The sequence below is a fragment of the Bradyrhizobium nanningense genome (genome assembly GCF_004114535.1).
GTDB classification, from domain to species: domain Bacteria; phylum Pseudomonadota; class Alphaproteobacteria; order Rhizobiales; family Xanthobacteraceae; genus Bradyrhizobium; species Bradyrhizobium nanningense.
Map to the genome: position 1 here is coordinate 166725 of NZ_LBJC01000033.1, position 23388 is coordinate 190112.

At 64.6% G+C, this 23388-nt stretch carries 26 protein-coding genes and 1 tRNA gene; 22 read left to right on the forward strand and 5 right to left on the reverse strand.

The genetic code is table 11. The features are described from left to right. Positions 1-37 precede the first annotated feature (37 nt). The 12 genes from XH84_RS29605 (at position 38) to XH84_RS29665 (ending at position 10793) form a co-directional block, all read left to right on the forward strand. The gene (locus tag XH84_RS29605; protein WP_128920635.1) at positions 38-523 is read left to right on the forward strand and encodes a DUF6163 family protein; all 486 of its coding nucleotides are present in this window, start codon (positions 38-40) and stop codon (positions 521-523) included. A 527-nt stretch (positions 524-1050) separates the two neighbouring features. Beyond that, a complete protein-coding gene (gene ldtR, locus XH84_RS29610; protein ID WP_018320040.1) occupies positions 1051-1569 on the forward strand; it encodes a transcriptional regulator LdtR in 519 nt (172 codons plus the stop codon). A gap of 199 nt (positions 1570-1768) precedes the next feature. Further along, entirely contained in the window at positions 1769-2005 is a 237-nt protein-coding gene (locus XH84_RS29615) for a hypothetical protein (RefSeq protein WP_128920636.1), read from the forward strand. Between the two features lie 37 nt (positions 2006-2042). Then, positions 2043-2264 carry a hypothetical protein gene (locus XH84_RS29620; RefSeq protein ID WP_014494771.1) on the forward strand — a complete coding sequence of 74 codons (222 nt, stop codon included), beginning with the start codon at positions 2043-2045 and terminating at the stop codon, positions 2262-2264. Between the two features lie 269 nt (positions 2265-2533). Continuing rightward, complete coding sequence (gene glyA, locus XH84_RS29625) at positions 2534-3832, forward strand: serine hydroxymethyltransferase (RefSeq protein WP_128920637.1); 1299 nt, start codon at positions 2534-2536, stop codon at positions 3830-3832. Positions 3833-3844: 12 nt separating this feature from the next. Continuing rightward, complete coding sequence (gene nrdR, locus XH84_RS29630) at positions 3845-4327, forward strand: transcriptional regulator NrdR (protein ID WP_028135990.1); 483 nt, start codon at positions 3845-3847, stop codon at positions 4325-4327. Further along, entirely contained in the window at positions 4324-5472 is a 1149-nt protein-coding gene (gene ribD, locus XH84_RS29635; protein ID WP_128920638.1) for a bifunctional diaminohydroxyphosphoribosylaminopyrimidine deaminase/5-amino-6-(5-phosphoribosylamino)uracil reductase RibD, read from the forward strand. Before nrdR ends, ribD begins: the two co-directional genes overlap by 4 nt. After that, on the forward strand, positions 5472-6095 hold the full coding sequence (locus XH84_RS29640; protein ID WP_128920639.1) for a riboflavin synthase: 624 nt from the start codon (positions 5472-5474) through the stop codon (positions 6093-6095). The genes ribD and XH84_RS29640 overlap by 1 nt, the downstream gene beginning before the upstream one ends. Before the next feature lie 177 nt (positions 6096-6272). After that, the gene (ribH, locus tag XH84_RS29650; RefSeq protein ID WP_128920641.1) at positions 6273-6764 is read left to right on the forward strand and encodes a 6,7-dimethyl-8-ribityllumazine synthase; all 492 of its coding nucleotides are present in this window, start codon (positions 6273-6275) and stop codon (positions 6762-6764) included. A gap of 4 nt (positions 6765-6768) precedes the next feature. Then, on the forward strand, positions 6769-7266 hold the full coding sequence (gene nusB, locus XH84_RS29655; RefSeq protein ID WP_128920642.1) for a transcription antitermination factor NusB: 498 nt from the start codon (positions 6769-6771) through the stop codon (positions 7264-7266). Positions 7267-7440: 174 nt separating this feature from the next. Further along, positions 7441-8439, forward strand: coding sequence for a thiamine-phosphate kinase (gene thiL / locus XH84_RS29660; protein ID WP_430641978.1), 999 nt, complete (start codon positions 7441-7443; stop codon positions 8437-8439). Between the two features lie 233 nt (positions 8440-8672). Then, complete coding sequence (locus tag XH84_RS29665) at positions 8673-10793, forward strand: sodium-translocating pyrophosphatase (RefSeq protein ID WP_128920644.1); 2121 nt, start codon at positions 8673-8675, stop codon at positions 10791-10793. A gap of 193 nt (positions 10794-10986) precedes the next feature. Here the strand turns inward: XH84_RS29665 and XH84_RS29670 are convergent, their stop codons facing one another. Both XH84_RS29670 and XH84_RS29675 read right to left on the reverse strand, forming a co-directional pair. Then, entirely contained in the window at positions 10987-12000 is a 1014-nt protein-coding gene (locus XH84_RS29670) for a Bug family tripartite tricarboxylate transporter substrate binding protein (protein ID WP_128920645.1), read from the reverse strand. 165 nt (positions 12001-12165) lie between these two features. After that, a complete protein-coding gene (locus XH84_RS29675) occupies positions 12166-12651 on the reverse strand; it encodes an outer membrane protein assembly factor BamE (protein WP_164936404.1) in 486 nt (161 codons plus the stop codon). A gap of 98 nt (positions 12652-12749) precedes the next feature. Here XH84_RS29675 and XH84_RS29680 point away from each other — a divergent pair, with 98 nt between their 5' ends. The 7 genes from XH84_RS29680 (at position 12750) to XH84_RS29710 (ending at position 17479) form a co-directional block, all read left to right on the forward strand. Continuing rightward, positions 12750-13301 carry a ubiquinol-cytochrome C chaperone family protein gene (locus XH84_RS29680; RefSeq protein ID WP_128920647.1) on the forward strand — a complete coding sequence of 184 codons (552 nt, stop codon included), beginning with the start codon at positions 12750-12752 and terminating at the stop codon, positions 13299-13301. After that, a complete protein-coding gene (locus XH84_RS29685; RefSeq protein ID WP_128920648.1) occupies positions 13298-13867 on the forward strand; it encodes a YceD family protein in 570 nt (189 codons plus the stop codon). Before XH84_RS29680 ends, XH84_RS29685 begins: the two co-directional genes overlap by 4 nt. 299 nt (positions 13868-14166) lie before the next feature. Then, a complete protein-coding gene (gene plsX / locus XH84_RS29690) occupies positions 14167-15228 on the forward strand; it encodes a phosphate acyltransferase PlsX (protein WP_128920649.1) in 1062 nt (353 codons plus the stop codon). Further along, on the forward strand, positions 15225-16205 hold the full coding sequence (locus XH84_RS29695) for a beta-ketoacyl-ACP synthase III (protein WP_128920650.1): 981 nt from the start codon (positions 15225-15227) through the stop codon (positions 16203-16205). Before plsX ends, XH84_RS29695 begins: the two co-directional genes overlap by 4 nt. Positions 16206-16338: 133 nt before the next feature. Next, positions 16339-16683: an integration host factor subunit alpha gene (locus XH84_RS29700; RefSeq protein WP_181769268.1), complete on the forward strand. Its 345-nt coding sequence runs from the start codon at positions 16339-16341 to the stop codon at positions 16681-16683. Between the two features lie 24 nt (positions 16684-16707). Further along, the gene (locus tag XH84_RS29705; RefSeq protein ID WP_128920651.1) at positions 16708-17289 is read left to right on the forward strand and encodes a MerR family transcriptional regulator; all 582 of its coding nucleotides are present in this window, start codon (positions 16708-16710) and stop codon (positions 17287-17289) included. 112 nt (positions 17290-17401) lie between these two features. Next, positions 17402-17479 (forward strand) — tRNA-Pro (locus XH84_RS29710). 216 nt (positions 17480-17695) lie between these two features. Here the strand turns inward: XH84_RS29710 and XH84_RS29715 are convergent. Together XH84_RS29715 and XH84_RS29720 are read right to left on the reverse strand one after the other, a co-directional pair. Further along, positions 17696-18163: a hypothetical protein gene (locus tag XH84_RS29715; RefSeq protein ID WP_128920652.1), complete on the reverse strand. Its 468-nt coding sequence runs from the start codon at positions 18161-18163 to the stop codon at positions 17696-17698. 203 nt (positions 18164-18366) lie between these two features. After that, the gene (locus XH84_RS29720; protein ID WP_164936405.1) at positions 18367-18990 is read right to left on the reverse strand and encodes a TetR/AcrR family transcriptional regulator; all 624 of its coding nucleotides are present in this window, start codon (positions 18988-18990) and stop codon (positions 18367-18369) included. Positions 18991-19113: 123 nt separating this feature from the next. Here XH84_RS29720 and XH84_RS29725 point away from each other — a divergent pair, with 123 nt between their 5' ends. Beyond that, a complete protein-coding gene (locus XH84_RS29725; RefSeq protein ID WP_128920654.1) occupies positions 19114-20079 on the forward strand; it encodes an alpha/beta hydrolase fold domain-containing protein in 966 nt (321 codons plus the stop codon). 122 nt (positions 20080-20201) lie between these two features. Here XH84_RS29725 and XH84_RS29730 read toward each other — a convergent pair whose 3' ends face one another. Beyond that, positions 20202-20441, reverse strand: a complete 240-nt coding sequence (locus tag XH84_RS29730) for a hypothetical protein (protein ID WP_128920655.1) — start codon at positions 20439-20441, stop codon at positions 20202-20204. Between the two features lie 590 nt (positions 20442-21031). Between XH84_RS29730 and XH84_RS29735 the strand changes: the two genes are divergently transcribed. Both XH84_RS29735 and XH84_RS29740 read left to right on the forward strand, forming a co-directional pair. Then, positions 21032-22003, forward strand: a complete 972-nt coding sequence (locus XH84_RS29735) for an SDR family NAD(P)-dependent oxidoreductase (protein ID WP_128920656.1) — start codon at positions 21032-21034, stop codon at positions 22001-22003. A 264-nt stretch (positions 22004-22267) separates the two neighbouring features. Further along, positions 22268-23383, forward strand: coding sequence for an alpha/beta hydrolase family protein (locus XH84_RS29740; RefSeq protein WP_128920657.1), 1116 nt, complete (start codon positions 22268-22270; stop codon positions 23381-23383). Positions 23384-23388 lie beyond the last annotated feature (5 nt).

Consider the following 23388-nt stretch of genomic DNA (forward strand, 5'->3'; position numbering starts at 1 on the left):
GATTGATTTTGCAGGGCGAAGCAGCCACAAGGGGCCCATGTCCGAGATCTCCACCCGCGATGCGGCCCGCGACAGCGCCAGGGACACTGCCAGAGACGGTGCGATATCCGTCGCCGCGATCTCGTCGGAGCGGGAAGCGTCCGACGACAATGTCTGGACGCGCCGCCTGGTGCTGTTCCTGCGGGTGATGGCGCTGCTCTCGATACTGAAAGGTCTCTATCACTGGGCGCAGGTGACGGGCTTTGTCGGCGGCGAGGACGAGGCGTTCGAGAACCAGTCCATGGCCTGGCAGGCGGCGACCGTCTACTTTGCCGTGATCGAGCTCGTCGCCGCGGTTGGCCTGTGGCTGGCAACGCCGTGGGGCGCAGTGGTGTGGCTGACGACCGTGGTGTCGATGGCGGTGATCGAGCTGATGTTCCCGGGCATCTACGGCGGCAGCCTGATCGTCGTCGGCGTCGAGGCCTTCATGCTCGCCGCCTATCTCGCGCTTGCCTGGATGGCCGCGCGCGAACGGCCGCCGTAGCGACAACGTCGCGGTCTACGATATTCTCGGGCCCCCGGACGCAGCGCAGCGCTGCCGGCGATGCGAAGCATTGTCCGCTGCGGTGCGCTGCCGAGCCGGGGCCCATGTCTCCGAAATCTGGCTTTGAAACATCTGGGTCCCGGCGCTCCGCTTCGCGGCGCTGGTCCGGGACACGAGAGTGTTTGGTCTTGGTTGACCGCTGGTTGCCTAAAATTTGCGGTAAGTTTTCGTTGACCAGCCGGTTTCGCCACAGCTCTTACGCGCCCGTTTCGAAACGAAGCGGGCCTGTTCTGGAATGCGACAACAGGGGCGGACGGAGGGTGAACAAGACCTTGCGAAGGTCAACAGAGGCTTTCGAAAAGTGCTTGTGGCACAGGCTTAATCCGCAATTCACTGTCTTAAATTCATGATCTCTTTATTCTCTTATTTAAGCCGATCTTCAAACGAGCCCCTTAAGTTGCACCTATCAGGCGGGACACAAGTTTCGTCGAATAAGTGTCGATAAAAACGACAACAGGGGAAGTGTCATGATGAAAGCCGTCGCAACTGCGGCAGATACCGCAGAGCGCGTCTCCGGCCAGCAGGGTTCGGTGCAGTCGCTCTATCTGGAAGCTTTGACTCTGGTGGAGCGGCTGCATCGCCGGCTCCTCGACGTGATCAAGGACGAATTCGATCGCCGCGGCCGTGCGGACATCAACTCGGTGCAGGCGCTCCTGCTCTACAACATCGGCGACAAGGAGCTGACCGCGGGCGAGCTGCGCACGCGCGGTTACTATCTCGGCTCCAACGTCTCCTACAATCTGAAGAAGCTCGTCGAGCTCGGCTTCCTCGATCATCAGCGCTCGCGCGTCGATCGCCGCTCGGTGCGCATCCGCCTGACCCCGCAGGGTCAGGAAGTCCGCCGCATCGTCGATGCGCTCTACCAGAAGCACGTCAAGACGGTGGAGCAGGTCGGCGGCATCTCGGGCGAGGAATTCTCGACCCTCAACAAGTCGCTGCATCGCCTCGAGCGGTTCTGGACCGACCAGATCCTGTATCGGCTCTGATTTCTAGGGGATAAGGCCAAGCCGGCCCGCAACAAGACCGGCAAGCCTGCCCGAACGTGCCCGACTTCCCCAAGCGCGCCGGCCCGGAGTTGCCCCCGGGCCGGTGCGTTTACATTTTTTGCACCTGCGAAAAAATTCGCGGATGCGAGGAACCAGTTCCCGGCTCGACGCTTATCTCCTTCGGATTGGAGACAGGGCGATGCTGGTCGAGCGCGGGCTTCAGGCGATGAACGTGGAACTCGTGAGCGAGGCCTACGCCATCGCCGCGAACTACCTTCGCCGTTCCGGCGCGATCCCCGATACGCTCGTCACCGACGAACGCCTGCTCGGGGTCATCATCAAGCTGCTCCAGCAAGGCGAATTCAACAAGATCAGGCTCGCCAACAAGGCGATCACGTGGTTCGAGACCCAGTCCGAGGCCCGCGCGGTTGCCTGATCAACAATCCCAATACGTCGACCAACCAGAGGGTGCCATGGAAGCCGCCATCGACCGCATCATGCAGACCTATGACCTGCTCGCCAACCGCACCGCCGCGGCCAGCGAGGAGGCGAGGGCCAAGGTCACGAACTATCTCAACACATTGATGGAGGCCGGCGAGAAGGACCCGCACAGGTTGACCGTGTGCGGCCTAACCTATTTGCGCCAGCTCGATGGCAGCGTGGACCCGGTGAAGGCGGGGTATACGGGGTTGTGATGCGACTTCTGCCGCAGCCGGCAGCTCCAGGCATGAGCAGTTAAGGCCCGAAGCGGCCCCATTCCGGATGAGGCGAACGGGCGGTTCCCTCCAACCGGCCCGATCCCCGAAAACCTCCACTCTCCACCATATCTTGCATAAATATCAGGCCCGACCCGCAAATGCTTGGCCTGTTGCGGGCGATGTGGTAGATCGCGCGTGCTTCCGACCGCCACACCAGACCCGCCCGCAGCCCGCCAAAAGGCTGCGGCGGTGGAGATATTCGCAAGATGACCGCACCCAAGACCGCCTCCGCGCCCGATTCGTTTTTCACCGCCTCGCTTGAGCAGGCCGACCCCGAAATCGCCGCCGCCATCAGGGGCGAGCTCGGCCGGCAGCGCCATGAGGTCGAGCTGATCGCCTCCGAGAACATCGTCAGCCGGGCCGTGCTGGAAGCGCAGGGTTCGGTGATGACCAACAAGTACGCAGAGGGTTATCCGGGCGCGCGCTACTACGGCGGTTGTGAGTGGGTCGACGTCGCCGAGAACCTCGCGATCGATCGCGCCAAGAAGCTGTTCGGCGCCGGTTTCGCCAACGTGCAGCCGAACTCCGGCAGCCAGATGAACCAGGCGGTGTTTCTGGCGCTGCTGCAGCCCGGCGACACCTTCATGGGCCTCGACCTCGCCGCCGGCGGCCATCTCACCCACGGCTCGCCCGTCAACATGAGCGGCAAGTGGTTCAAGGCCGCGCACTACACCGTGCGCCGCGAAGACCAGATCATCGACATGGATGCGGTGGCCAAGCAGGCCGAGCAGGTCAAGCCGAAGCTGATCATCGCCGGTGGCTCGGCCTATTCGCGAGCGTGGGACTTCAAGCGCTTCCGCGAGATTGCGGACAGCGTCGGCGCCTACCTCCTGGTGGACATGGCGCACTTTGCCGGGCTCGTCGCCGGCGGCGTGCATGCCTCGCCGGTGCCGTACGCGCACGTCACCACCACCACGACGCACAAGTCGCTGCGCGGTCCGCGCGGCGGCCTCATGCTGTGGAATGACGAGACGCTGACCAAGAAGCTCAACTCGGCGATCTTCCCGGGCCTGCAGGGCGGTCCCCTGATGCACGTGATCGCGGCGAAGGCGGTTGCCTTCGGCGAGGCCCTGCGTCCGGACTTCAAGGTCTATGCCAAGAACGTCGTCGAGAACGCCAAGGCGCTGGCTGAGACCTTGAAGGGCCATGGTCTCGATATCGTCTCCGGCGGCACCGACAATCATCTGATGCTGGTCGATCTCCGGCCGAAGGGCCTGAAGGGCAATGTCTCGGAGAAGGCGCTGGTCCGCGCGGCCATCACCTGCAACAAGAACGGCATCCCGTTCGACCCGGAGTCGCCCTTCGTCACGTCAGGCATTCGGCTCGGCACGCCGGCCGCGACCAGCCGCGGGTTCGGCGTCGCCGAATTCCAGCAGGTCGGCGGCATGATCGCCGAGGTCCTCAATGCGATCGCGCAGTCCGCCGACGGCAAGGCGCCGCTGGTGGAAGCCGCGATCAAGGAACGGGTCAAGGCACTCACCGATCGGTTCCCGATCTATCAGTAAGGCCTCAAGCGGATGCGCTGTCCGAACTGCAACAGTCTCGATACGCAGGTAAAGGACTCGCGTCCGACCGAGGACTCGTCCGTGATCCGCAGGCGGCGCGTATGCGTCGCCTGCAATTTCCGCTTTACCACCTTCGAGCGCGTGCAGCTGCGCGAGCTCACGGTGATCAAGCGCAACGGCCGCCGCGTGCCGTTCGATCGCGACAAGCTGATGCGCTCGGTGCAGATCTCGTTGCGCAAGCGGCAGGTCGAGCCGGAGCGCGTGGAGAAGATGGTCTCCACCATCGTGCGCGAGCTCGAGACCGGGGGCGAGGCCGAGATCTCGTCCGAGGTGATCGGCGAGACCGTGATGGAGCATCTGCGGACGCTCGACGACGTCGCCTATGTGCGCTTCGCCTCGGTCTACCGCAATTTCCGCGAGGCCAAGGATTTCGCCGAGGTGCTCGGCGAGCTCTCCGGTGAGGAGGAAGCGCGGCTCGCCGCGATCCGCAAATGATCTTCCGTATCCTGGAAGATCAGTTCGCGCAGAAGGCCCGCGAGGCCAAGGACGCCGATATCCGCTTCATGCAGCTTGCGCTGGCGCTGGGCAAGCGCGGGCAGGGACGCACCTGGCCCAATCCGGCCGTCGGTGCCGTCGTCGTCAGGGATGGCGTGATCGTCGGGCGCGGCTGGACGCAAGCAGGCGGGCGTCCGCATGCCGAGCCTGAAGCCTTGCTCCGGGCCGGCGAAGCTGCTCGCGGTGCCACGCTCTACGTCACGTTGGAGCCCTGCTCGCATTTCGGCAAATCGCCGCCTTGTGCCGACGCGGTGATTGCCGCCGGCATCAAACGAGTGGTGGCGGCGATCGAGGATCCCAATCCTGAGGTGGCAGGCCAGGGGCATGCGCGCCTGCGCGCCGCCGGCATCAATGTGGACGTCGGCCTGTGCGCGGCGGAGGCCGCCTTCGACCATGCCGGGCATTTCCGCCGTATCAGGGATCACCGTCCGCATGTGATCCTGAAACTCGCGGTTTCCCCCGACGGCAAGATCGGTGCGGCCGGCGGCAAGCCGGTCGCGATCACGGGGGAGGCTGTGCGCAATCGGGTGCATCTCCTGCGTGCGCAAAGCGATGCGATCCTGGTCGGCATCGGCACGGTGCTGGCCGACGATCCGCTTCTCACCTGCCGCCTGCCGGGCATGGCGGCGCGCTCGCCGGTGCGCGTGGTGCTCGATCAGAGCCTGCGGATTCCCGGCCCGAGCAGGCTGATAGGCTCCGCGCGCGAGACGCCGCTCTGGGTGATGGGTTCTGAGCTTGCGGAGGCCGCAGCAGCGACCCGGCTTGGTGCGACCGGCGCGCAAGTGATCCGCGTCCCGCCGGCAGGCGCCTCCGGGCTCGATTTGCCGGCCGTGCTGCATGCGCTGGCCGGAAAGGGCATCACCCGCCTGATGGTCGAGGGCGGTAGCCGGGTGGCGTCCTCGTTCGTCGCGGCCGACCTCGTCGACGAGATCTGGCTGTTCCGCGGCGTGGAAGCGGTGGGCAGAGGCGGCGTCGATGCACTCGATGCATTGCCCCTGTCGAAAATCACGCAGTCGCAGGCCTACAAGGTTCATGCTAGCGAAACATTCGACAAGGATACTCTCACCATCTACGAGCGCGCGTAATGTTCACCGGCATTGTCACCGATATCGGCGAGGTCGTCAGCTTCACGCCTGTGGCGCAGGGGCAGTTGCACCGCCTGCGCATCGCCTGCCGCTATGATCAGACCACCATTGCCGACGGCGCCTCGATCGCCTGCAACGGCGTCTGCCTGACGGTCGTCGCCTCCGGCGTTGCCGACGGCAGGGATTCTTCTCAAAAGACCTGGTTCGATGTCGATACCGCGGCCGAGACGCTGGCGCTGACCACCGCAAAACACTGGAAGGTCGGAACCAAGCTCAATCTCGAGCGCGCCCTCAAGATCGGCGATGAGCTCGGCGGCCACATCGTCGCAGGCCATGCCGACGGCATCGCGACCCTCCTGAGCCGCGAGGACCTGCCTGATATGGCGCGGTTCGAGCTCTCGACCACGCGGGAGCTGGCACGGTTCATCGCCACCAAGGGCTCGATCACGCTCGACGGCGTCTCGCTGACGGTCAATACGGTGAAGGATGTGACCTTTTCGGTGCTGATCATCCCGCACACGCTGACGGTCACGACAATCGGCGGCTGGAAGGCGGGCAGTGAGGTCAATATCGAAGTCGATCTGATGGCCCGCTATGCGGCGCGGCTGACGGAAATGAAGTGACGGCGAAGCCGTCATTCCGGGGCGGCTCGAAGAGCCGAACTACGGTGCGCAATTGCGCACCTGAGAATCTCGAGATTCCGGGTTCGCTTCGCGCCCCGGAATGACAGTGTCTTTGAACTTGGCTTACCAGCCTGTGGCGACTACATAACGCGCCAACCTCTAGAATGGATCTTAACGATGGCAGACGCGCGGCGCGCACCCCTGAAGGACCAGACCGACATTTCCGGCGCGCGCGCGCTGATTGTCGAGGCGCGGTTCTATGACGATCTCCAGGACGCGCTTCTGGACGGCGCGGTGACCGAGCTGAAGGCAGCCGGCCTGACCCATGACGTCATCACGGTTCCTGGCGCGCTGGAGATTCCGGCCGCGGTGGCCATTGCGGTGGATGCCGCGGCGGCGAACGGCAAGCCCTATGACGCCGTGATCGCGCTCGGCTGCGTGATCCGTGGCGACACCATTCATTTCGAGATCGTCTCGCAGGAATCCTCGCGGGCGCTGATGGACCTCGCGGTTTCGCGCAAGCTGCCGCTCGGCAACGGCATCCTCACCGTCAACAATGAGGACCAAGCCTGGGCGCGGGCGCGCGCCAGCGAGCTCAACAAGGGCGGCGATGCCGCGCGCGCCGCGCTTGCGATGCTGCGCATCAAACGCCGCCTGGCGCGGGCCTGAAGCCATGGCTGACAACAGCAACAAAAAGCCGGCGGGGCTTGCGGAGAAGAAGGCGAACCGGCGCGGTGCGGCGCGGCTCGCGGCCGTGCAGGCGCTGTACCAGATGGATATCGCGGGCGCCGGCATCAACGACATCTTTGCCGAGTTCGAGAGCCATTGGCTCGGCAACGAGGTCGAGGGCGACACGTATCTACCGGCGGAAGCTGCGTTCTTCCGCGACGTCGTCTCGGGCGTCGTGCGCGACCAGAAGAAGCTGGATCCCCTGATCGACGAGGCGCTGTCGAAGGGCTGGCCCTTGAAGCGGATCGAGGCGATCCTGCGTGCGGTGCTGCGGGCGGGGGCCTACGAATTGGAGCATCGCAAGGACGTGCCGGGCCGCGTCGTCGTCTCCGAATATGTCGACGTCGCCAACGCGTTTGTCGACCGCGAGGAGACCGGCATGGTGAACGCCGTGCTCGACCAGATCGGCCGCCAGTTTCGCGGCGACGAGTTCGGGCGGTAGTCGTGCTGAGGGGCGTCGCATTGAAGCAATACGCCAGCCCCATTCTCCACTGTCATCACCCGCGAAGGCGGGTGATCCAGTACGCCGCGGCCTATCGATTGTTCGCAGCCGTCTGTGGAATACTGGATCGCCCGGTCGAGCCGGGCGATGACACCTGTTTGTGGGGTTAAGCCGGTGGCAGACCCGAAACCCCTCTCCGCCGAAGACTCCCTCATCGCGCGCTATTTCAAGCCGCTGGCGACCGATCCCGGTGCGTTCGGGCTGGTCGACGACGCCGCGGTGCTGTCGTCGTCCGGCGACGACATCGTGGTCACCACCGACGCCGTCGTCGAGGGCGTGCACTATCTTGCCAACGATCCGCCTGACACCATCGCGCGCAAGGCGTTGCGGGTGAACCTGTCGGATCTCGCCGCCAAGGGCGCGGTGCCGGCCGGCTTCGTGCTGACGCTGGCGCTGCGCAGCAAGGAGGACGCCTGGCTGCGGCCCTTTGCGGACGCGCTCGGCGAAGACGCAAGAGAGTTCGCTTGTCCGCTGCTCGGCGGCGACACGGTCTCGACGCCGGGTCCGCAGATGATCTCGATCACCGCCTTCGGCCGCGTGCCGAAGGGGCGGATGGTCGGCCGGACCGGCGCGAAGCCGGGCGATCGCATTCTGGTGACGGGCACGATCGGCGATGCTGCGCTCGGCCTCGACGTGCTCAAGGGCGGCGCTGCTGCGGCCGCGCTCGCGAGCAGTCCCGCCGCAAAGGACGCCCTGGTCTCGCGCTATCGCGAGCCGCAGCCGCGCAATGTGCTGGCGCGGGCCGTGCGCGATCATGCGACCGCGGCGATGGATGTCTCCGACGGGCTTGCCGGCGATCTGGCGAAGCTCTGCGCGGCGTCCGCCGTCTCGGCCAGTGTCGACGTGGCGAGCGTGCCGCTCTCGGCCGCGGCGGCAAGCCTGGTCGCCCGCAACGTCGTTGGCGTCGAGACGCTGCTTGCGGGGGGCGACGATTACGAGGTGCTGTGCACCGTCCCGCCGGCGCAAGCCGATGCGCTGATTGCCGCGGGGCGGACGGCCGGCCTTGCCGTCACGGCGATCGGCACGATCGTGCCGGGGAAGGAGAGGCCGCGCTTCCTGGACGGACACGGCCAGGAACTGGCTTTGACGCGGCTGTCCTACAGCCACTTCTAGGAATCGCTCCAAACCGGCATGTTAGTTCTCAGCACTTGGTTCTAAATACCTGCCGAGATCGGCGTTTTCGGCCTTATCCGGCGTTGCACCCTCAATTTGATTTTGGCAAGCTCGCGGCTGACTAAGGCCGCCCCTTTTGGGCAAGGGGCGGCTTTGTTCGAAATCAAGGCGCCGCACCGCACAACGGACAATAAGGCGCCGGGGGTACATCAAGGATCTGAGGCAAACATCACATGACAGCATTATGGTTGATAGTGCTCTGCGGAGTGCTTTCCGTCGTCTACGCGATTTGGGCGACGTCTTCGGTGTTAAGCGCGGATGCGGGGTCGCCGCGCATGCAGGAGATCGCAGGGGCGGTGCGTGAAGGCGCGCAGGCCTATCTGCGGCGCCAGTACACCACGATCGGTATCGTCGGCATCGTCATCTTCGTGCTGCTTGCCTATTTCCTCGGTCTCTATGTCGCGATCGGTTTCGCCATCGGCGCCATCCTGTCCGGCGCTGCTGGCTTCATCGGCATGAACGTCTCGGTCCGCGCCAATGTGCGCACTGCCCAGGCCGCGACGACGTCGCTCGCCGGCGGCCTCGAGCTCGCCTTCAAGGCGGGCGCGATCACCGGCATGCTGGTGGCGGGTCTCGCGCTGTTAGGTGTGACCCTCTATTTCGGCTTCCTGGTCCATTCGCTCAAGCTCGCGCCCGACAGCCGCACGGTGGTCGACGCCATGGTGGCGCTCGGCTTTGGCGCTTCGCTGATCTCGATCTTCGCCCGTCTCGGCGGCGGCATCTTCACCAAGGGTGCGGACGTCGGCGGCGATCTCGTCGGCAAGGTCGAGGCCGGCATTCCCGAGGACGATCCGCGCAATCCCGCAACCATCGCCGACAATGTCGGTGACAATGTCGGCGATTGCGCCGGCATGGCCGCCGACCTGTTCGAGACCTATGCGGTGACCGCGGTCGCCACCATGGTGCTGGCTGCGATCTTCTTCGCCAAGACGCCGATCCTCGCCAACATGATGACGCTGCCGCTCGCGATCGGCGGCATCTGCATCATCACCTCGATCATCGGCACCTTCTTCGTCAAGCTCGGGTCGAGCCAGTCGATCATGGGCGCGCTCTACAAGGGCCTGATCGCAACCGGCATCCTGTCGCTGATCGGCATCGCGCTGGTGATCTACTACCTGATCGGCTTCGGCAAGCTCGAGGGCGTCGAGTACACCGGCATGGCGCTGTTCGAATGCGGCGTGGTCGGCCTCGTCGTCACGGCGCTGATCATCTGGATCACCGAATACTACACCGGCACGGACTATCGTCCGGTGAAGTCGATCGCCCAGGCCTCGGTGACCGGCCATGGCACCAACGTGATCCAGGGCCTTGCCGTCTCGATGGAAGCGACCGCGCTGCCTGCGATCGTGATCATCGCCGGCATCCTGGTTACTTACAGCCTCGCCGGCCTGTTTGGCATCGCGATCGCGACCGCCACCATGCTGGCGCTGGCCGGCATGGTCGTTGCGCTCGACGCCTTCGGCCCGGTGACGGACAACGCCGGCGGCATCGCCGAGATGGCGGGCCTGCCCAAGGAGGTGCGCAAGTCGACCGACGCGCTCGACGCGGTCGGCAACACCACCAAGGCGGTGACCAAGGGCTACGCGATCGGCTCCGCCGGTCTCGGTGCCCTCGTGCTGTTTGCGGCCTACAACCAGGACCTCAAGTTCTTCGTCGCGGACAGCGCGCAGCATCCGTACTTCGCCGGCGTCAATCCGGACTTCTCGCTCAACAACCCCTACGTCGTGGTGGGCCTGTTGTTCGGCGGCCTGTTGCCGTACTTGTTCGGCGCGATGGGCATGACGGCGGTGGGCCGTGCGGCGAGCGCGATCGTCGAGGAGGTGCGGCGTCAGTTCCGCGAGAAGCCTGGCATCATGCAGGGCACCGACAAGCCTGATTACGGCAAGGCGGTCGACCTGCTGACGAAGGCGGCGATCAAGGAGATGATCATCCCCTCGCTGCTTCCGGTGCTGTCGCCGATCGTCGTCTACTTCCTGATCTACGCGATCGCGGGCGGCGGTGCGGCCGGCAAGTCGGCGGCGTTCTCCGCGGTCGGCGCCATGCTGCTCGGCGTCATCGTGACGGGCCTGTTCGTCGCGATCTCCATGACCTCGGGCGGCGGCGCCTGGGACAACGCCAAGAAGTACATCGAGGACGGTCATTTCGGCGGCAAGGGCTCGGATGCCCACAAGTCGGCGGTGACCGGCGACACCGTCGGCGATCCCTACAAGGATACGGCCGGCCCCGCGGTGAATCCGATGATCAAGATCACGAACATCGTGGCCTTGCTGCTGCTGGCGATCCTGGCGCACTAGGCGGCGCCGACGTGAAAGACAAAACCCCGCGGCGTGAGCCGCGGGGTTTTTTATTTGACGGAATACGAGCTCTTACCGCGTCATTGCGAGGAGCTCTTGCGACGAAGCAATCCAGGGTCTCTGCGCGGAGACGGGCTGGATTGCTTCGCTTCACTCGCAATGACGGAGGCGGTGGCGGGCGTTCTTGCGAACCCTACTGCACGTCCATCTGCAAGCCTTCCTTCTGGATGATGGCGGCGAACTTCTTCGTCTCGGCGTCCACGAAGGCGGCGAATTGCTGCGGCGTGCCGTAGTCGGCGCGGGCGCCCATGGCGGCGATCTGCTTCTTGACGTCGTCGCGCTCCAGCATCGCCTTGACCTGGAGATTGAGCGCGTTCAGCACCTCGGGCGAGACGCCCTTCGGCAGGAACACCGAGAACCACGACGAGACGTCGAAATTCGCGAGCTCCGGTGCGCTCTCGCGCATGGTCGGCAAGTTCGGCGCGAGCTCGCTGCGCTCGGTCGTGGTGACGCAGAGACCGTTGAGCGTGCCGTTCTGCACCTGGGGCAGGCTCGGGTAGAGGTTGTCGAACAGGATCTGGATGTCGCCGGCGAGCGCGGCCTGGAGCGCGGGGCCGGCGCCGCGGAACGGGATGTGCGTCATCTTCAGGCCCGTGAGCTGCAGGAACCAGGCGCCGGTGAGGTGAGGGCTCTGGCCGACGCCGGAGGAGGCGTAGCTGAGCTTGTCCGGATTGGCCTTGAGATAGGCGATCAGCTCAGCAACCGACTTGATGCCGGTCTTCGGATGCGCCGACACGATGTTCGGGATCCGGATCATGTTGGTCACAGGCTGAAGCTGGTCCGGCTTGTAGGTGAGATTCTTGAAGATGCTGTAGGCGATCGCGTTCGGGCCCGGATTGCCGACCAGGATGGTATGGCCATCAGGCTTGGCGCGGACCACCTCGGCGGTGCCGATGGTGCCGCCGCCGCCGGAGCGGTTTTCCACGACGGCCGACTGGCCCCATGCGGTTTGCAGATGTGCGGCCAGAAGCCGGCCCATCACGTCGGTCGAGCCGCCGGCTGCGGCTGGCACGACGAGACGGACGTTTTCGGTCGGCTTCCAGTCGGCGAGGCTTGATCGCGGCAGGATCGCTGCGGCCGAAAGGCCGGCAGCGGCGGTGAGCACGCGACGGCGGGACAACAAGGTATTCTGAAGTTTCTTGGACACGAATCCGCTCCCAGCTTCTTGCTTTGCAGGGAGCCTAGGGAACGCGGCTTGCGGCGGCAAGTCGCACGCCACGGCAAAGGCCGCGCGGAGGGCGGCACGACGCCGCAGGCGACAGCCATTTGCCTTCCGGCGGAATTGGCGTCGCTCGAAAACGCTTTTGGAGACTCAGTTGAAGCTGAGCAGCTTGAACAGCGGCGCGAGGTAGCTCATCTCCTGACCCGACGTCGGCGTGGTGCGGCTGATGAAGTCGAAGATCTTGCCGTCCTGCAGGCCGTAATTCGCCAGCCGCCGCACGCGCCGGTTCTTGTCGAAATAGATCGCGATCACGCGCTGGTCGACCACCTTCTGATTCATGAAAGCGACCATGCGCTCCGAGCGCTGCGAGATGTAATAGAACACTTCGCCATCAAGGGTGGCGACGGTGGAGGGGGTGCCCATCACGATCAGCACCTGATCCTGGCTCGCGCCGATCGGAATCTGCTCCAGCGCGCCGGGTGGCAGGATGTAACCCTTCTGGAATTGCTCGCCGGTGCAGCCCGCAAGCGCAGCGCCGATCAGGGTGACGGCCGCGAGCATGCGCAAGCCGCGCCAGCGTGCATGAAGGCCGCGCCGCTTACCTGCGCGCGGGCTGGTCTCAATCGTTGTGGTCATAGCGGAACTGATTCCGTCCCCTTGCGTCGCGCGAGGCGCTGAAGTACCGGGCAGGGCGTCTGAATGCAACTCGCGCGCGCCCGCTTGCGGAAACCACAATGCTTTGGCCGTTCAATCACTTCAGGAAACCCCGGCGAACCCCGAGCGGCACCATTGAAGCCATCTATGGCATGATCGTGACGCAGGCGCGAGAACCCATATTTTACCGGGACTTGGGCGTGCCTGATACCGTTAACGGGCGTTTCGACCTGTTGCTGCTGCATCTGTGGCTGTTGCTGCGACGCCTGCGCACGGTTCAAAGCGCCACCGAGCTGTCGCAGGCGCTGTTCGACCGATTCTGCGAGGATATGGACGACAATCTGCGCGAGATGGGGGTCGGCGACCAGACCGTGCCGAAGCGGATGCGGGCCTTCGGCGAGGCCTTTTACGGCCGCGTCCAGGCCTATGATCAGGCCATGGAGGCCGGCGGTGAGGCCCTGGCAGAGGCGATCTGCAAGAATATCTTGAATGGGACCGGCCTGGACCAGGCGAAGCGGCTGGCGGCCTACGCCCGGGCCAGCGAGGCCGCTCTCGGCCAGGCCGGCGAGGCCGCGCTGCTGCGGGCCTCGTTTCGGTTTCCTCCAGCGCTCCCTGAGGATGTCACGCCATGAGCCGACCAACGACCGGATCCGTGCCCGATCCCTGGCGGGCGCCTGTCATCGTCGCCCAGATCCCCGACACCGGCCTGCATCGCAAGCTCGAGGCCTCGGCCGCCGAGCGGAAGGCCATCGCTGAGGTCGGCGGCGTACGGGAGGTCCTGTCCGCCCGGGCCGACCTCGACGTCATGCCCAGGAGCGGCGGCCGGGTTCAGGTGACCGGCATCGTCCGGGCCCGAATCGGCCAGACCTGCGTGGTCACGCTGGATCCGATCGAGAGTGAGATCGAGGAGGAGGTGGACCTGATGTTCGCCCCCGAGGCCGAGGCGCGGCGCCTCGCCGACCTGATCGAGGAGGGGCAGGACGATGCGGAGACGCCTGAGGTCGCAGATCCACCGGAAGCGATCGTGGGTGGCATCATCGACCTCGGCCGGATCGCCACCGATGCCCTGTTCCTGGCGATCGATCCCTATCCGCGCAAGGAGGGGGCCGTTTTCGAGGCGGAGGTCACCGCGCCCGATCCGGAGGACCATCCCTTCGCCGCGTTGAAGGCGCTGCAGGACAACAAGAAGGGCCAGTAGCCGGGCCGTTCCACGCCGGATCGCCTGCAAGGGCGCGCGAAGCATCTGCCGGGACGGTTTCAAAGAAGCCCTTATCTAACTGATTTCAATGTATTTCCTGCAAATTCCGGGATTCGCGGCCGGATCACCCCAAAAGCAAAAGGCTGGGGGCAAGAGGTTGTTTCGGGATAACAAAACGCTATTGTCGCGCCCCGGTCCGGGCGCGGCGTGGCGCCTGACCGGTCGCCATGTCCATGGCGGACCCATTCTGCGGCTCCGCTCGTTCAAGACCGCACCAGACCAGGTTTTCCAGGACTTTTATGCCAAGCAAGGTTCGCATTGCGCTTGACGCCATGGGGGGCGACGCCGGCGCCGCCGTGGTCATTCCGGGCGCTGCCATCTCGCTCGGTAGGCACCGCGAGATCGAGTTCCTGCTGGTCGGGGACCGCGCCAAGATCGAGCCCGAGCTCGACCGGCACCCCCAGCTCAAGGCCGCCTCGAAGATCATCCATACCGACGTTGCCGTCAGTGGTTCGGACAAGCCGAGCCAGGCGCTGCGGCGCGGCCGCAAGACGTCCTCGATGTGGCTTGCGATCGACGCGGTGAAGAAGGGAGAGGCGGATGTCGCGGTCTCCGCCGGCAATACCGGCGCGCTGATGGCGATGTCGCGCTTCCATCTGCGCACGCTGAAGGGAATCGACCGCCCGGCGATTGCGGGGATATGGCCGACCAGGCGCGGAGAATCCGTCGTGCTCGACCTCGGTGCCACCATCGGCGGCGACGCACACCACCTGGTGTTACTCGCCGTCATGGGCGCCGCGATGGCGAGCGTGCTGTTCGACAAGCCCCGGCCCACGCTCGGCCTGCTCAATATCGGGACCGAGGAGATCAAGGGGCACGAGGAGATCCGCGAGGCCGGCGAAATCCTGCGCGCCAGGAACCTGCCGGAGCTCGACTATCTCGGCTTCGTCGAGGGCGACGGCATCGGCAAGGGGGTGGCGGACGTCATTGTGACCGAAGGCTACAGCGGCAACATTGCGCTGAAAGCCGCCGAGGGAACCGCCAGGCAGATGGCGGAATTGCTCCGCAACGAGATGAAACGGAGCTGGTTGTCCAAGCTCGGCTATCTCTTTGCCCGCAGCGCCTTCCAGGCCCTGCGCGACAAGATGGACCCGAACAAGTCCAATGGCGGCGTGTTCCTGGGATTGAACGGGATCGTGGTCAAGAGCCATGGCGGAATCAGTGCCGAAGGCTTTGCCTATGCAATCGATGTTGGCTATGAGATGGCTCACTACGATCTCCTGAACAAGATCAATCAGATGCTCAACCGCGAGGGTGGTGCACTCAATTCGGTGCAGGCCGCGCAGGAGGCTGTTTCGTGACTCAAATTCGTTCGGTCGTGCTCGGCTGCGGCTCCTATCTGCCGGAGCAGGTGGTGACCAACGCCCAATTGGCGGCGCGCATCGATACCTCCGACGAGTGGATCGTGCAGCGCACCGGCATTCGCGAGCGGCACATCGCGGCCGAGGGCGAGTTCACCTCGCATCTGGCGATCAGAGCAGCCCAGGCCGCGCTCACTGACGCCGGCATGGATGCGCAGTCGATCGACCTCATCGTGCTGGCGACCTCGACGCCGGACAACACCTTTCCCGCGACCGCCGTCGCCGTGCAGAACGCGCTCGGCATCAACCACGGCGCGGCCTTCGACCTGCAGGCGGTCTGTTCGGGCTTCGTGTTCGCGCTCGCCACTGCCGACAATTTCCTGCGCACCGGCGCCTTCAAGCGCGCGCTGGTGATCGGCGCCGAGACCTTCTCGCGCATCCTCGACTGGAACGACCGCGGCACCTGCGTGCTGTTCGGCGACGGAGCCGGCGCGGTCGTGCTCGAGGCGCAGGAGCAGCCGGGCAAGGCCGCCACCGACCGCGGCGTCGTGACCACGCATTTGCGCTCCGACGGCCGCCACAAGGCAAAATTGTTCGTCGACGGAGGGCCGTCCTCGACCCAGACCGTCGGCCATCTGCGTATGGAGGGCCGCGAGGTCTTCAAGCATGCGGTCGGCATGATCACCGACGTCATCGTCGATGCCTTCCAGGCCACCGGGCTCAATGCCGACAGCATCGACTGGTTCGTGCCGCACCAGGCCAACAAGCGAATCATCGACGCTTCCGCCCACAAGCTCCATATCGCCCCCGAAAAGGTGGTGCTGACGGTGGACCGTCACGGCAACACCTCGGCGGCCTCGATCCCGCTGGCGCTGTCGGTGGCCCGCAAGGACGGCCGCATCAAGAAGGGCGACCTCGTTCTGCTGGAAGCGATGGGCGGGGGCTTCACCTGGGGCTCCGCGCTGGTGCGCTGGTAGAGCCACACTCGATAAAATTTAGCCGGAATCCGCCGCGATATCGATGCGCCTGCATTGATGAGCGCTGTTGACCGGCGTATCGTAACCTCATAATTTCAGACAACAATTGTTCGCCGTGATGTGGGGCAGGGCGATGACCGATCAAAGTAAAACCGTAACGCGTGTCGATCTGTGCGAAGCCGTCTACCAGAAGGTGGGCCTGTCGCGCACGGAATCGTCCGCCTTCGTGGAACTCGTGCTGAAGGAGATCACCGACTGCCTGGAGAAGGGCGAGACGGTGAAGCTGTCCTCGTTCGGGTCCTTCATGGTGCGCAAGAAGGGTCAGCGCATCGGCCGTAACCCGAAGACCGGCACTGAGGTGCCGATCTCGCCGCGCCGCGTCATGGTGTTCAAGCCGTCGGCGATCCTGAAGCAGCGGATCAACGGCCAGCACCGCGCCAACGGCGACGCCACCAGCAAGGCTGCACAAGAGGCGTAACGCCTTCCGCAAAGGATTTGGCATTTGGACAAGGCGCCGGATGCGTTCCGAACCATCAGCGAAGTAGCGCAGGAGCTCGACATCCCGCAGCACGTGCTGCGGTTCTGGGAGACCCGCTTCTCGCAGATCAAGCCGATGAAGCGCAGCGGCGGCCGCCGCTATTACCGCCCCGACGACGTCGATCTGCTCAAGGGTATCCGCCGCCTGCTTTACGGCGAGGGCTACACCATCCGCGGGGTCCAGCGGATCCTGAAAGAGCACGGCGTCAAATCGGTGCAGGGCCTCGCCGACAGCGCCGCCGCGGTCTCGTTCGGCGCCATCGAGGATGCCATCGGCGCAAGCCTGATGGAGCCCGAGGACGAGGAGGCGCCGATCAAGGGCGTCACCGACACCGACGATGACGACTACCAGGGCGACGAGGCGGAAGGCATCGACTTCCGCTTCACGGAGGTCGACGACGAGGACATCCTCACCACCTTCCGCAAAGGCGGCACCCCCGCCGCGCCCGCCGGCCCCAGCGCGCTCGATCGGGAGCGCTTGGGGCGGGCGCTCGCCGACCTCGTTGCAGCTAAGGAGATGCTGGATCAGGCGCTGAAGGACGGCTAGGGCGGTCTTCGGCCGGCTTTGCGGGCGGTTCCGGGGACTTAGGGTAAGGGCACCAAAATGGTGCGTGCCTCGCCTTGCGCATCGCGCCGATCCTAGCTAATGGAACGACGTTCGGAGCGTGGCGCAGCCCGGTTAGCGCACTAGTCTGGGAGACTAGGGGTCGGAGGTTCAAATCCTCTCGCTCCGACCATTTTTTCCAAAACATCTGTCTGTGGGTTGATCGTCGTGTTGGGGGCTCCCACCCGCGGCGACGGCCAGCGCGTGGCCGTGGATGGTCGGCAACTAAAATGCCGAAAACGACCCCATGCACAGTAGCCAAGCTGGTGGAGAGATGCTGTCTTTCCGAATCAATTTCACGAGCCGGGAGGGGGTACGATGTTCATCCTACCGGACCGTGAAACAGCCATCAGCGCTTGTTTGCGAAATCTCGGAGGCGAGCGTCAGGACCTCTCCCGCCTCTTCGTGAGGACTTTCTCTGCGTCGCGAGCAGTGCCAGAACAATAGGATCTAGATCGATCTTGTCCAATTCTGTCTGCCGCGCGCGCGACAGCTGGCGCTCTTCGTGACGTAGATTGGCCGCTGGGTTGGAATGTCGAATGGCGGCGAGTCGTAATTCGTGCACGTCAAGTTGATGAACAACGATTTCACGATAGGTGTGCGCAACTTCTAGAGCAATTTCTTTCTGTCCCAAGCGAGAGGGTCTTGAGGCGCCGCCTGCGGCGATACTGGGAGGAAGTGCAGCTTGGAAGACATGAATAATACTATGAATGATGTCGTTGCGTCTTCCGGCGAGCGCCTTCGTTTCCTCGACACGGCGTTTAATAAGAACGTGGAGCGGTGACTCTATCCCAAGCGCGGCTGCAGGAACGTCCAAGATCAACTGCCGCTGTTGAGCTCCAGTCTTGTGACTATTGCTCCACCACCTTCCGGTCGGCAGCTAGCAAACAAGTGAAAATGAGGTACCATAGCATTTCCACTTCGCTGAACTCTGTCGCAATTCTTCCGACGATCGTATGGATGCGATCAAGCTGTGATTTAATCATTTTGAACACGAGCCCCCTGTTAGTTCGCGATCCGTTACCTCAAATACCCCACCACCAACCGCGTCGTCTCGTCCACCAGGGTCCGCACCGTCTTCTCCGACAGCATCTCCGCCCCGTTCAGCACCGTATTATGCGCCACCGCTTCGATCGCGCTGACGCAGATGAAGGTTGCGACATCGAGGTCGACCTTCCGCATCTCCTTGCGGCGGCTTTCGAGATAGGTGCGCACGAGGGTTTGGACCTCGCGGTTGAAGGCTTCGATGTCCTTGAGCTGGCCGGTGCGCGGGATCTGTTCGGCGAGCACGCGATGCAGCTTCGGGTTGATGCGGTGGGCTTCGATCGCGACGGTGACGAGTCTTCGTACGGCCTTGTCGATCGGGAGGTCGGCGACTTCGGTCAGCGCGGTGCGGACGATGCCCATGATCTCCTCGTTGTGACGCTCGATCACGGCGGCGACGAGGGCTTCCTTGCTCGGAAAGTACTGGTAGAGCGAACCGACGCTGACGCCGGCGATCTCCGCGATGCGGTTGGTGCTCGCTTTCTCGAAACCGTCGTGGACCAGAATGCGAGCAGTCGCCTCGATCAGCGCGTCGACGGTGGCGCGCGATCGCGCCTGCAGGGCATTTTTCCGGGGTCTTGTCGGCGGCGTGCGCGCCATGGCCTTGCGATCCGAATGCGAGTAGGAAAAGCGAGCGAATGCTCGCATTATATCGGCCCATGGCGGCCTTCTCGCAAGCCTCTTGGTCGCTATATGGACTCCCGGCCAGGCGGAGAACGGATCATGAGCGTCGCAAGACTTGTGTCGGCCTTGCAGTTTTGTCCTGTCATCTGCGCACCGCGCAGTCGCGATCCCGCGCCGAGTTTGCAGAGCCGCTTGTTCAATGCCATGCTGCGGCAGCTCCCCTACAAGCAGCAGCTCGCGTCCGCCGAAGCCGTGCAGGCGCATGTGCAGAAGCTCGCCTTGCAGCCGGCCTCGTTCGAGCCGACGGGGCTGGGCCGCGGCGTCGAGGCGACGCTGACCAAGATGGGCGGCTGGCCGGTCTATTACACCGCGCCATCGTTGGGCCATGAAGGCTGCAACTTCGTCATGTTCCTGCATGGCGGCGGCTACATCAACGAGATCGTGCCGGCGCATTGGCGCTTCGTCGGCGAGATGACGCGCAAGGCCGGCGTCGTCTGCGTCGTGCCGATCTATCCGCTGGCGCCGCGCGCCACCGCTAAGGACGTGGTGCCGGCGACGGCGGAGCTGCTGCGGATGTTGCTGGAAGACGCGGGGCCCGCAAAGGTCACGCTGGTCGGCAACTCGGCCGGCGCGGGACTCGCGCTCGCCGCCTGCCAATGGCTGCGCGATCACGGGCATCGGCAGCCGAACCAGATGGTGCTGATCTCACCCGCCGCCGATGCCTCGGTCAGCCGTCCGGAGCAAATCGAGATCGCGAAGCACGATCCGATCCAGGACATTCCGGGCATCGTCGAGGCCGGGCGGCTCTATGCCGGCGAGCTCGATGTCGGCCATCCCTTCGTCAGCCCGCTCAACGGCGCCTTCCGCGCGCTGGCGCCGATGACGATCTTCGCAGGGACGCGCGATCTGCTTTACCCCGACAGTATCGATCTGGCGGCGCGGGCGAGGGCGGTGGGCGTGCCGGTCGAGCTGCATCTGCTCCGTGACCAGCCGCACAATTATGCGCTGATGCCGACGCCGGAGGGGCGGCGCGCGCGGGCGATGATCTTGCGGGCGGTGGCGTGAAGGGAAGGTGTGATCGTTGTCACAGAGCGCAGCGACTCAACGAGAGCGGCGCTATCGAGCCCATACGGAGGGAAGGGAGCGCGCCTCCGGGGCGTTTCCTCGATGCTCGTAGTTCTACGGGTCTACGCGTGGCTTTTGATCTCGTAATGACCCGGGACGCATTTGAAGCGCTCGAGGCGCCAGTTGGCGTGATAGATCGGATGCTCGCCCATCCATTTCGCTAATGGTGCCTGTGCGCCGACCGCGCACTGCATCATCGAAATCTCGGGCGTCATGTTGCTGTCGGTCACGATTTCCTCGACGCAACTGCCTGAGCTAGCTGCGCTAAGCCGGCAGAGCACGGCTACGACGGTCACGAACATTCCTGTCACCTCATCGGTCGTTTTGGACCACGAAGAGGATGCAAGCGGAGTGCCAGAGCCTGTGACACGCAAACAACACGCTGGCCTGGTCGACTCGACCCAACGTCCGGAGTCCATTTGACGATTCGGATTGTAAAAAAATTGCCCCTAAACCGAAGCCGGACAAATACGGGAACCGGGCACTTATGCCCGACTGTGGCACCAGCGCCGCGCTAACGGTGTTTCACGGCGACGACGGAGCAAGCGCCTCGTCCTTCGAGACGACCGCTCTCAGCGGTCTCGTCAGGATGAGGCTGACGGGCATCGGTGCTTGTTGAAACTAGCGCAACGGACTCCGCCCTCATCCTGAGGGCCCGCCAATGGCGGGCGTCTCGAAGGATACGCCGCGGGCGTGGCTGCCTCCCATGTGCGGACCACGCGAGTGACCGCACTGGAACGATCAATAGTCCGCGCGCCGAAATAACTGACGCCGAAGATCGCTATCGCCGATCCGCTTTTACCTGCGCATGCAGCGCTGCTACATTTTGCGCGCGCCGGCGGGCGGCGCGGTGACGAAGAAACATACCGACAAGGGAGGGGCCGAAAGTCCCATGAAGGATTTTGCAGGAAAGATCGCGGTCATCACCGGCGGCGGCACGGGAATGGGGCGCGAGCTCGCGCGGCAATTGGTGGCCGAGGGCTGCAACGTCGCGATATGCGACGTCTCGGAGGCCGCGATGGCCGAGACCAAGCGGCTGTGCGAGACCGAAAAGCTTCCGCAAGGCCTGCGCGTCACGACGCATGTCGCCGACGTCGCGATCGAGGATCAGCTGAACCGTTTTCGCGACGAGCTCGCCGAGCAGCAGAAGACCGACAAGATCCATCTGCTGTTCAACAACGCCGGCATCGGCGGCGGCGGCAGCCTGTTCACCAGCACGCGCGAGCAATGGGAGCGCACCTTTAACATCTGCTGGGGCGGCGTCTATCTCGGCGTGCGCACCTTCCTGCCGCTGCTGGTGGCCGCGGACGAGGCCCACATCGTCAACACCGCGAGCGTCAACGGCTTCTGGGCCTCGATCGGCATGAACCAGGCGCACACCGCCTACAGCTCGGCGAAGTTCGCGGTGAAGGGATTCACCGAAGCGCTGATCAACGACCTCCGCCTGCACGCGCCGCACGTCAAATGCTCGGTGGTGATGCCCGGCCACATCGGCACCTCGATCGTCTCCAATTCGCGCAAGGTGCAGAGCGCCGATGGATCGGAGCGGCTCAATGCCGACGAGGTCGCGCTGACGCGCAAGCGCATGGTCGCGGCCGGCATGCCGGATGCCGACAAGATGTCGGACGAGGACATCCAGGCGGCGTTCGCCGAACGCGCCCGCAGCTTCCTGGAGGATGCGCCGACCACGGCCGCCCAAGCGGCGAAGATCATTCTCGACGGGGTCAAGGCCGAGCGCTGGCGCATTCTCGTCGGCGAGGACGCCAAGCGCCTCGACGAACGCGTGCGCGCAACGCCCGAGCAAGCCTATGACCGCGCCTTCTACGAAAGTTTCACGCAGGAGGTCGGCTGGCGACTCGGTTGAGCTTGCGGCAGAGATCGTCGTCGAACGACGCGCGTATTTAGGTATGATAATCATCATGTCAAGAGGTGCGCGCGTGATATCGCGTGACACCTCTTGCCAATCGCCGGCTCCCTATGTCGGATTGGCATGTCATGCATGCGTCATGGATCGTCGTTCAAGCGATGTTGATCTCGAACGCTTGGAATGCCGCGCGCGGCGTCTTGGTCGGGCACCTGAAATGGTTTAGTCAATCAGGGGTAACGCGATGACAGAGCGTAGCTCCCGATGATACCCGCATGCCTCTCCGACGACTGGATCCTTTGCCCGGAGCGGGAGGACATCTCCGCTGAATTCACGCGCCTGCTGACCGCGGCCCAGGAGGGCGGCGCCACGATCGCCGAATGCCTGATGATCGCGCGGCAGCTGAAGCGGGGCGACGACCGCTCCTGGCATCGCGAGTGGAAGCGGCTGGCGCAAGCCAACCGGCAGCGCGCCGAGGCTGCGTTCGCGGAAGGCCACATGGCGAGCGCGCAGCGCAACTGGCTTCGCGCTATGAACTATTATAGCGCGGCGGCGATGCCGCTGGAGCAGGACGACGAGCGCCGCTGGGTTGCCGTGCTCGCGATGCAGGAATGCGCGCGCCGCTACCTTTCGGCGCGCAGCCCGGCGGGCGAGGTCGTGACGATCCCATGGCTCGACGGCCATGCGCTGCAGGGCTACTTCCTCCCTGCGCCGTCGGGCAGCGCGCGAGCGCCGACCGTGATCTGCATCGGCGAGCCCGGCCACCGCAAGGAGGAGTTCCTGTTCAAGCTCGTGCCGCATGCGCGCGAGCGTGGGTTCTCGCTGCTGGCGCTGGACCTGTTCGGCGACCAGCGCGACGATTTCATCGACGCGCTGTTGCGGCGGCGCGATCTCGAGAGCGCGATTCCTTGCGTCATGGACTATCTGGAGATGCGCAGCGACGTCGATTTCGCGCGCGTCGGGATCATTGCCGATGGCTGGGGCTCCTCCTTCGTGGCGCGCGCCGTGCTACAGGAGCCGCGGCTTGCCGCCGCCGTCTGCGACGGCGGCTTGTGGGACCTGCACGAGCGGGCCTTCTTCGCCAGCCGGTTCGCGCTGAGCGACGTCAGCATCGTGCCGGTGCCGCATGCGCCGCTGATGGCCTCCAGCGCCGACTGTCCGGTGCTGATCACGCTCGGCGAGGACGGCTGGCTCAAGGCCGACCGGGCCCGTCAGATCGTCCAGAGCTCCCGGCTCGGCAGTTCGGATGTCATGTTGAAGGTGTTCACTGCGGCCGAGACCGGCGCGGCGCAGGCCCATGCTGACAATCCGAGCCTTGCCAACGAATACATCTTCGACTGGCTCGAATCGCGGCTCGGTGCCGCCGCCCGGCGGATCTGAGCACC

Bases quoted from the DNA above. Each gene is read 5' to 3' on its own strand.
- XH84_RS29675 (WP_164936404.1), bottom strand. From the start codon at position 12,651: ATGACCACAACGATTGAGACCAGCCCGCGCGCAGGTAAGCGGCGCGGC.
- plsX (WP_128920649.1), top strand. From the start codon at position 14,167: ATGCCAAGCAAGGTTCGCATTGCGCTTGACGCCATGGGGGGCGACGCC.
- ribD (WP_128920638.1), top strand. From the start codon at position 4,324: ATGATCTTCCGTATCCTGGAAGATCAGTTCGCGCAGAAGGCCCGCGAG.
- ldtR (WP_018320040.1), top strand. From the start codon at position 1,051: ATGATGAAAGCCGTCGCAACTGCGGCAGATACCGCAGAGCGCGTCTCC.
- XH84_RS29605 (WP_128920635.1), top strand. From the start codon at position 38: ATGTCCGAGATCTCCACCCGCGATGCGGCCCGCGACAGCGCCAGGGAC.
- XH84_RS29640 (WP_128920639.1), top strand. From the start codon at position 5,472: ATGTTCACCGGCATTGTCACCGATATCGGCGAGGTCGTCAGCTTCACG.
- XH84_RS29720 (WP_164936405.1), bottom strand. From the start codon at position 18,990: ATGGCGCGCACGCCGCCGACAAGACCCCGGAAAAATGCCCTGCAGGCG.
- nrdR (WP_028135990.1), top strand. From the start codon at position 3,845: ATGCGCTGTCCGAACTGCAACAGTCTCGATACGCAGGTAAAGGACTCG.
- XH84_RS29620 (WP_014494771.1), top strand. From the start codon at position 2,043: ATGGAAGCCGCCATCGACCGCATCATGCAGACCTATGACCTGCTCGCC.
- XH84_RS29735 (WP_128920656.1), top strand. From the start codon at position 21,032: ATGAAGGATTTTGCAGGAAAGATCGCGGTCATCACCGGCGGCGGCACG.
- glyA (WP_128920637.1), top strand. From the start codon at position 2,534: ATGACCGCACCCAAGACCGCCTCCGCGCCCGATTCGTTTTTCACCGCC.
- XH84_RS29725 (WP_128920654.1), top strand. From the start codon at position 19,114: ATGAGCGTCGCAAGACTTGTGTCGGCCTTGCAGTTTTGTCCTGTCATC.
- XH84_RS29730 (WP_128920655.1), bottom strand. From the start codon at position 20,441: ATGTTCGTGACCGTCGTAGCCGTGCTCTGCCGGCTTAGCGCAGCTAGC.
- XH84_RS29665 (WP_128920644.1), top strand. From the start codon at position 8,673: ATGACAGCATTATGGTTGATAGTGCTCTGCGGAGTGCTTTCCGTCGTC.
- XH84_RS29700 (WP_181769268.1), top strand. From the start codon at position 16,339: ATGACCGATCAAAGTAAAACCGTAACGCGTGTCGATCTGTGCGAAGCC.
- XH84_RS29615 (WP_128920636.1), top strand. From the start codon at position 1,769: ATGCTGGTCGAGCGCGGGCTTCAGGCGATGAACGTGGAACTCGTGAGC.
- XH84_RS29680 (WP_128920647.1), top strand. From the start codon at position 12,750: ATGCTTTGGCCGTTCAATCACTTCAGGAAACCCCGGCGAACCCCGAGC.
- nusB (WP_128920642.1), top strand. From the start codon at position 6,769: ATGGCTGACAACAGCAACAAAAAGCCGGCGGGGCTTGCGGAGAAGAAG.
- XH84_RS29685 (WP_128920648.1), top strand. From the start codon at position 13,298: ATGAGCCGACCAACGACCGGATCCGTGCCCGATCCCTGGCGGGCGCCT.
- XH84_RS29740 (WP_128920657.1), top strand. From the start codon at position 22,268: ATGATACCCGCATGCCTCTCCGACGACTGGATCCTTTGCCCGGAGCGG.
- ribH (WP_128920641.1), top strand. From the start codon at position 6,273: ATGGCAGACGCGCGGCGCGCACCCCTGAAGGACCAGACCGACATTTCC.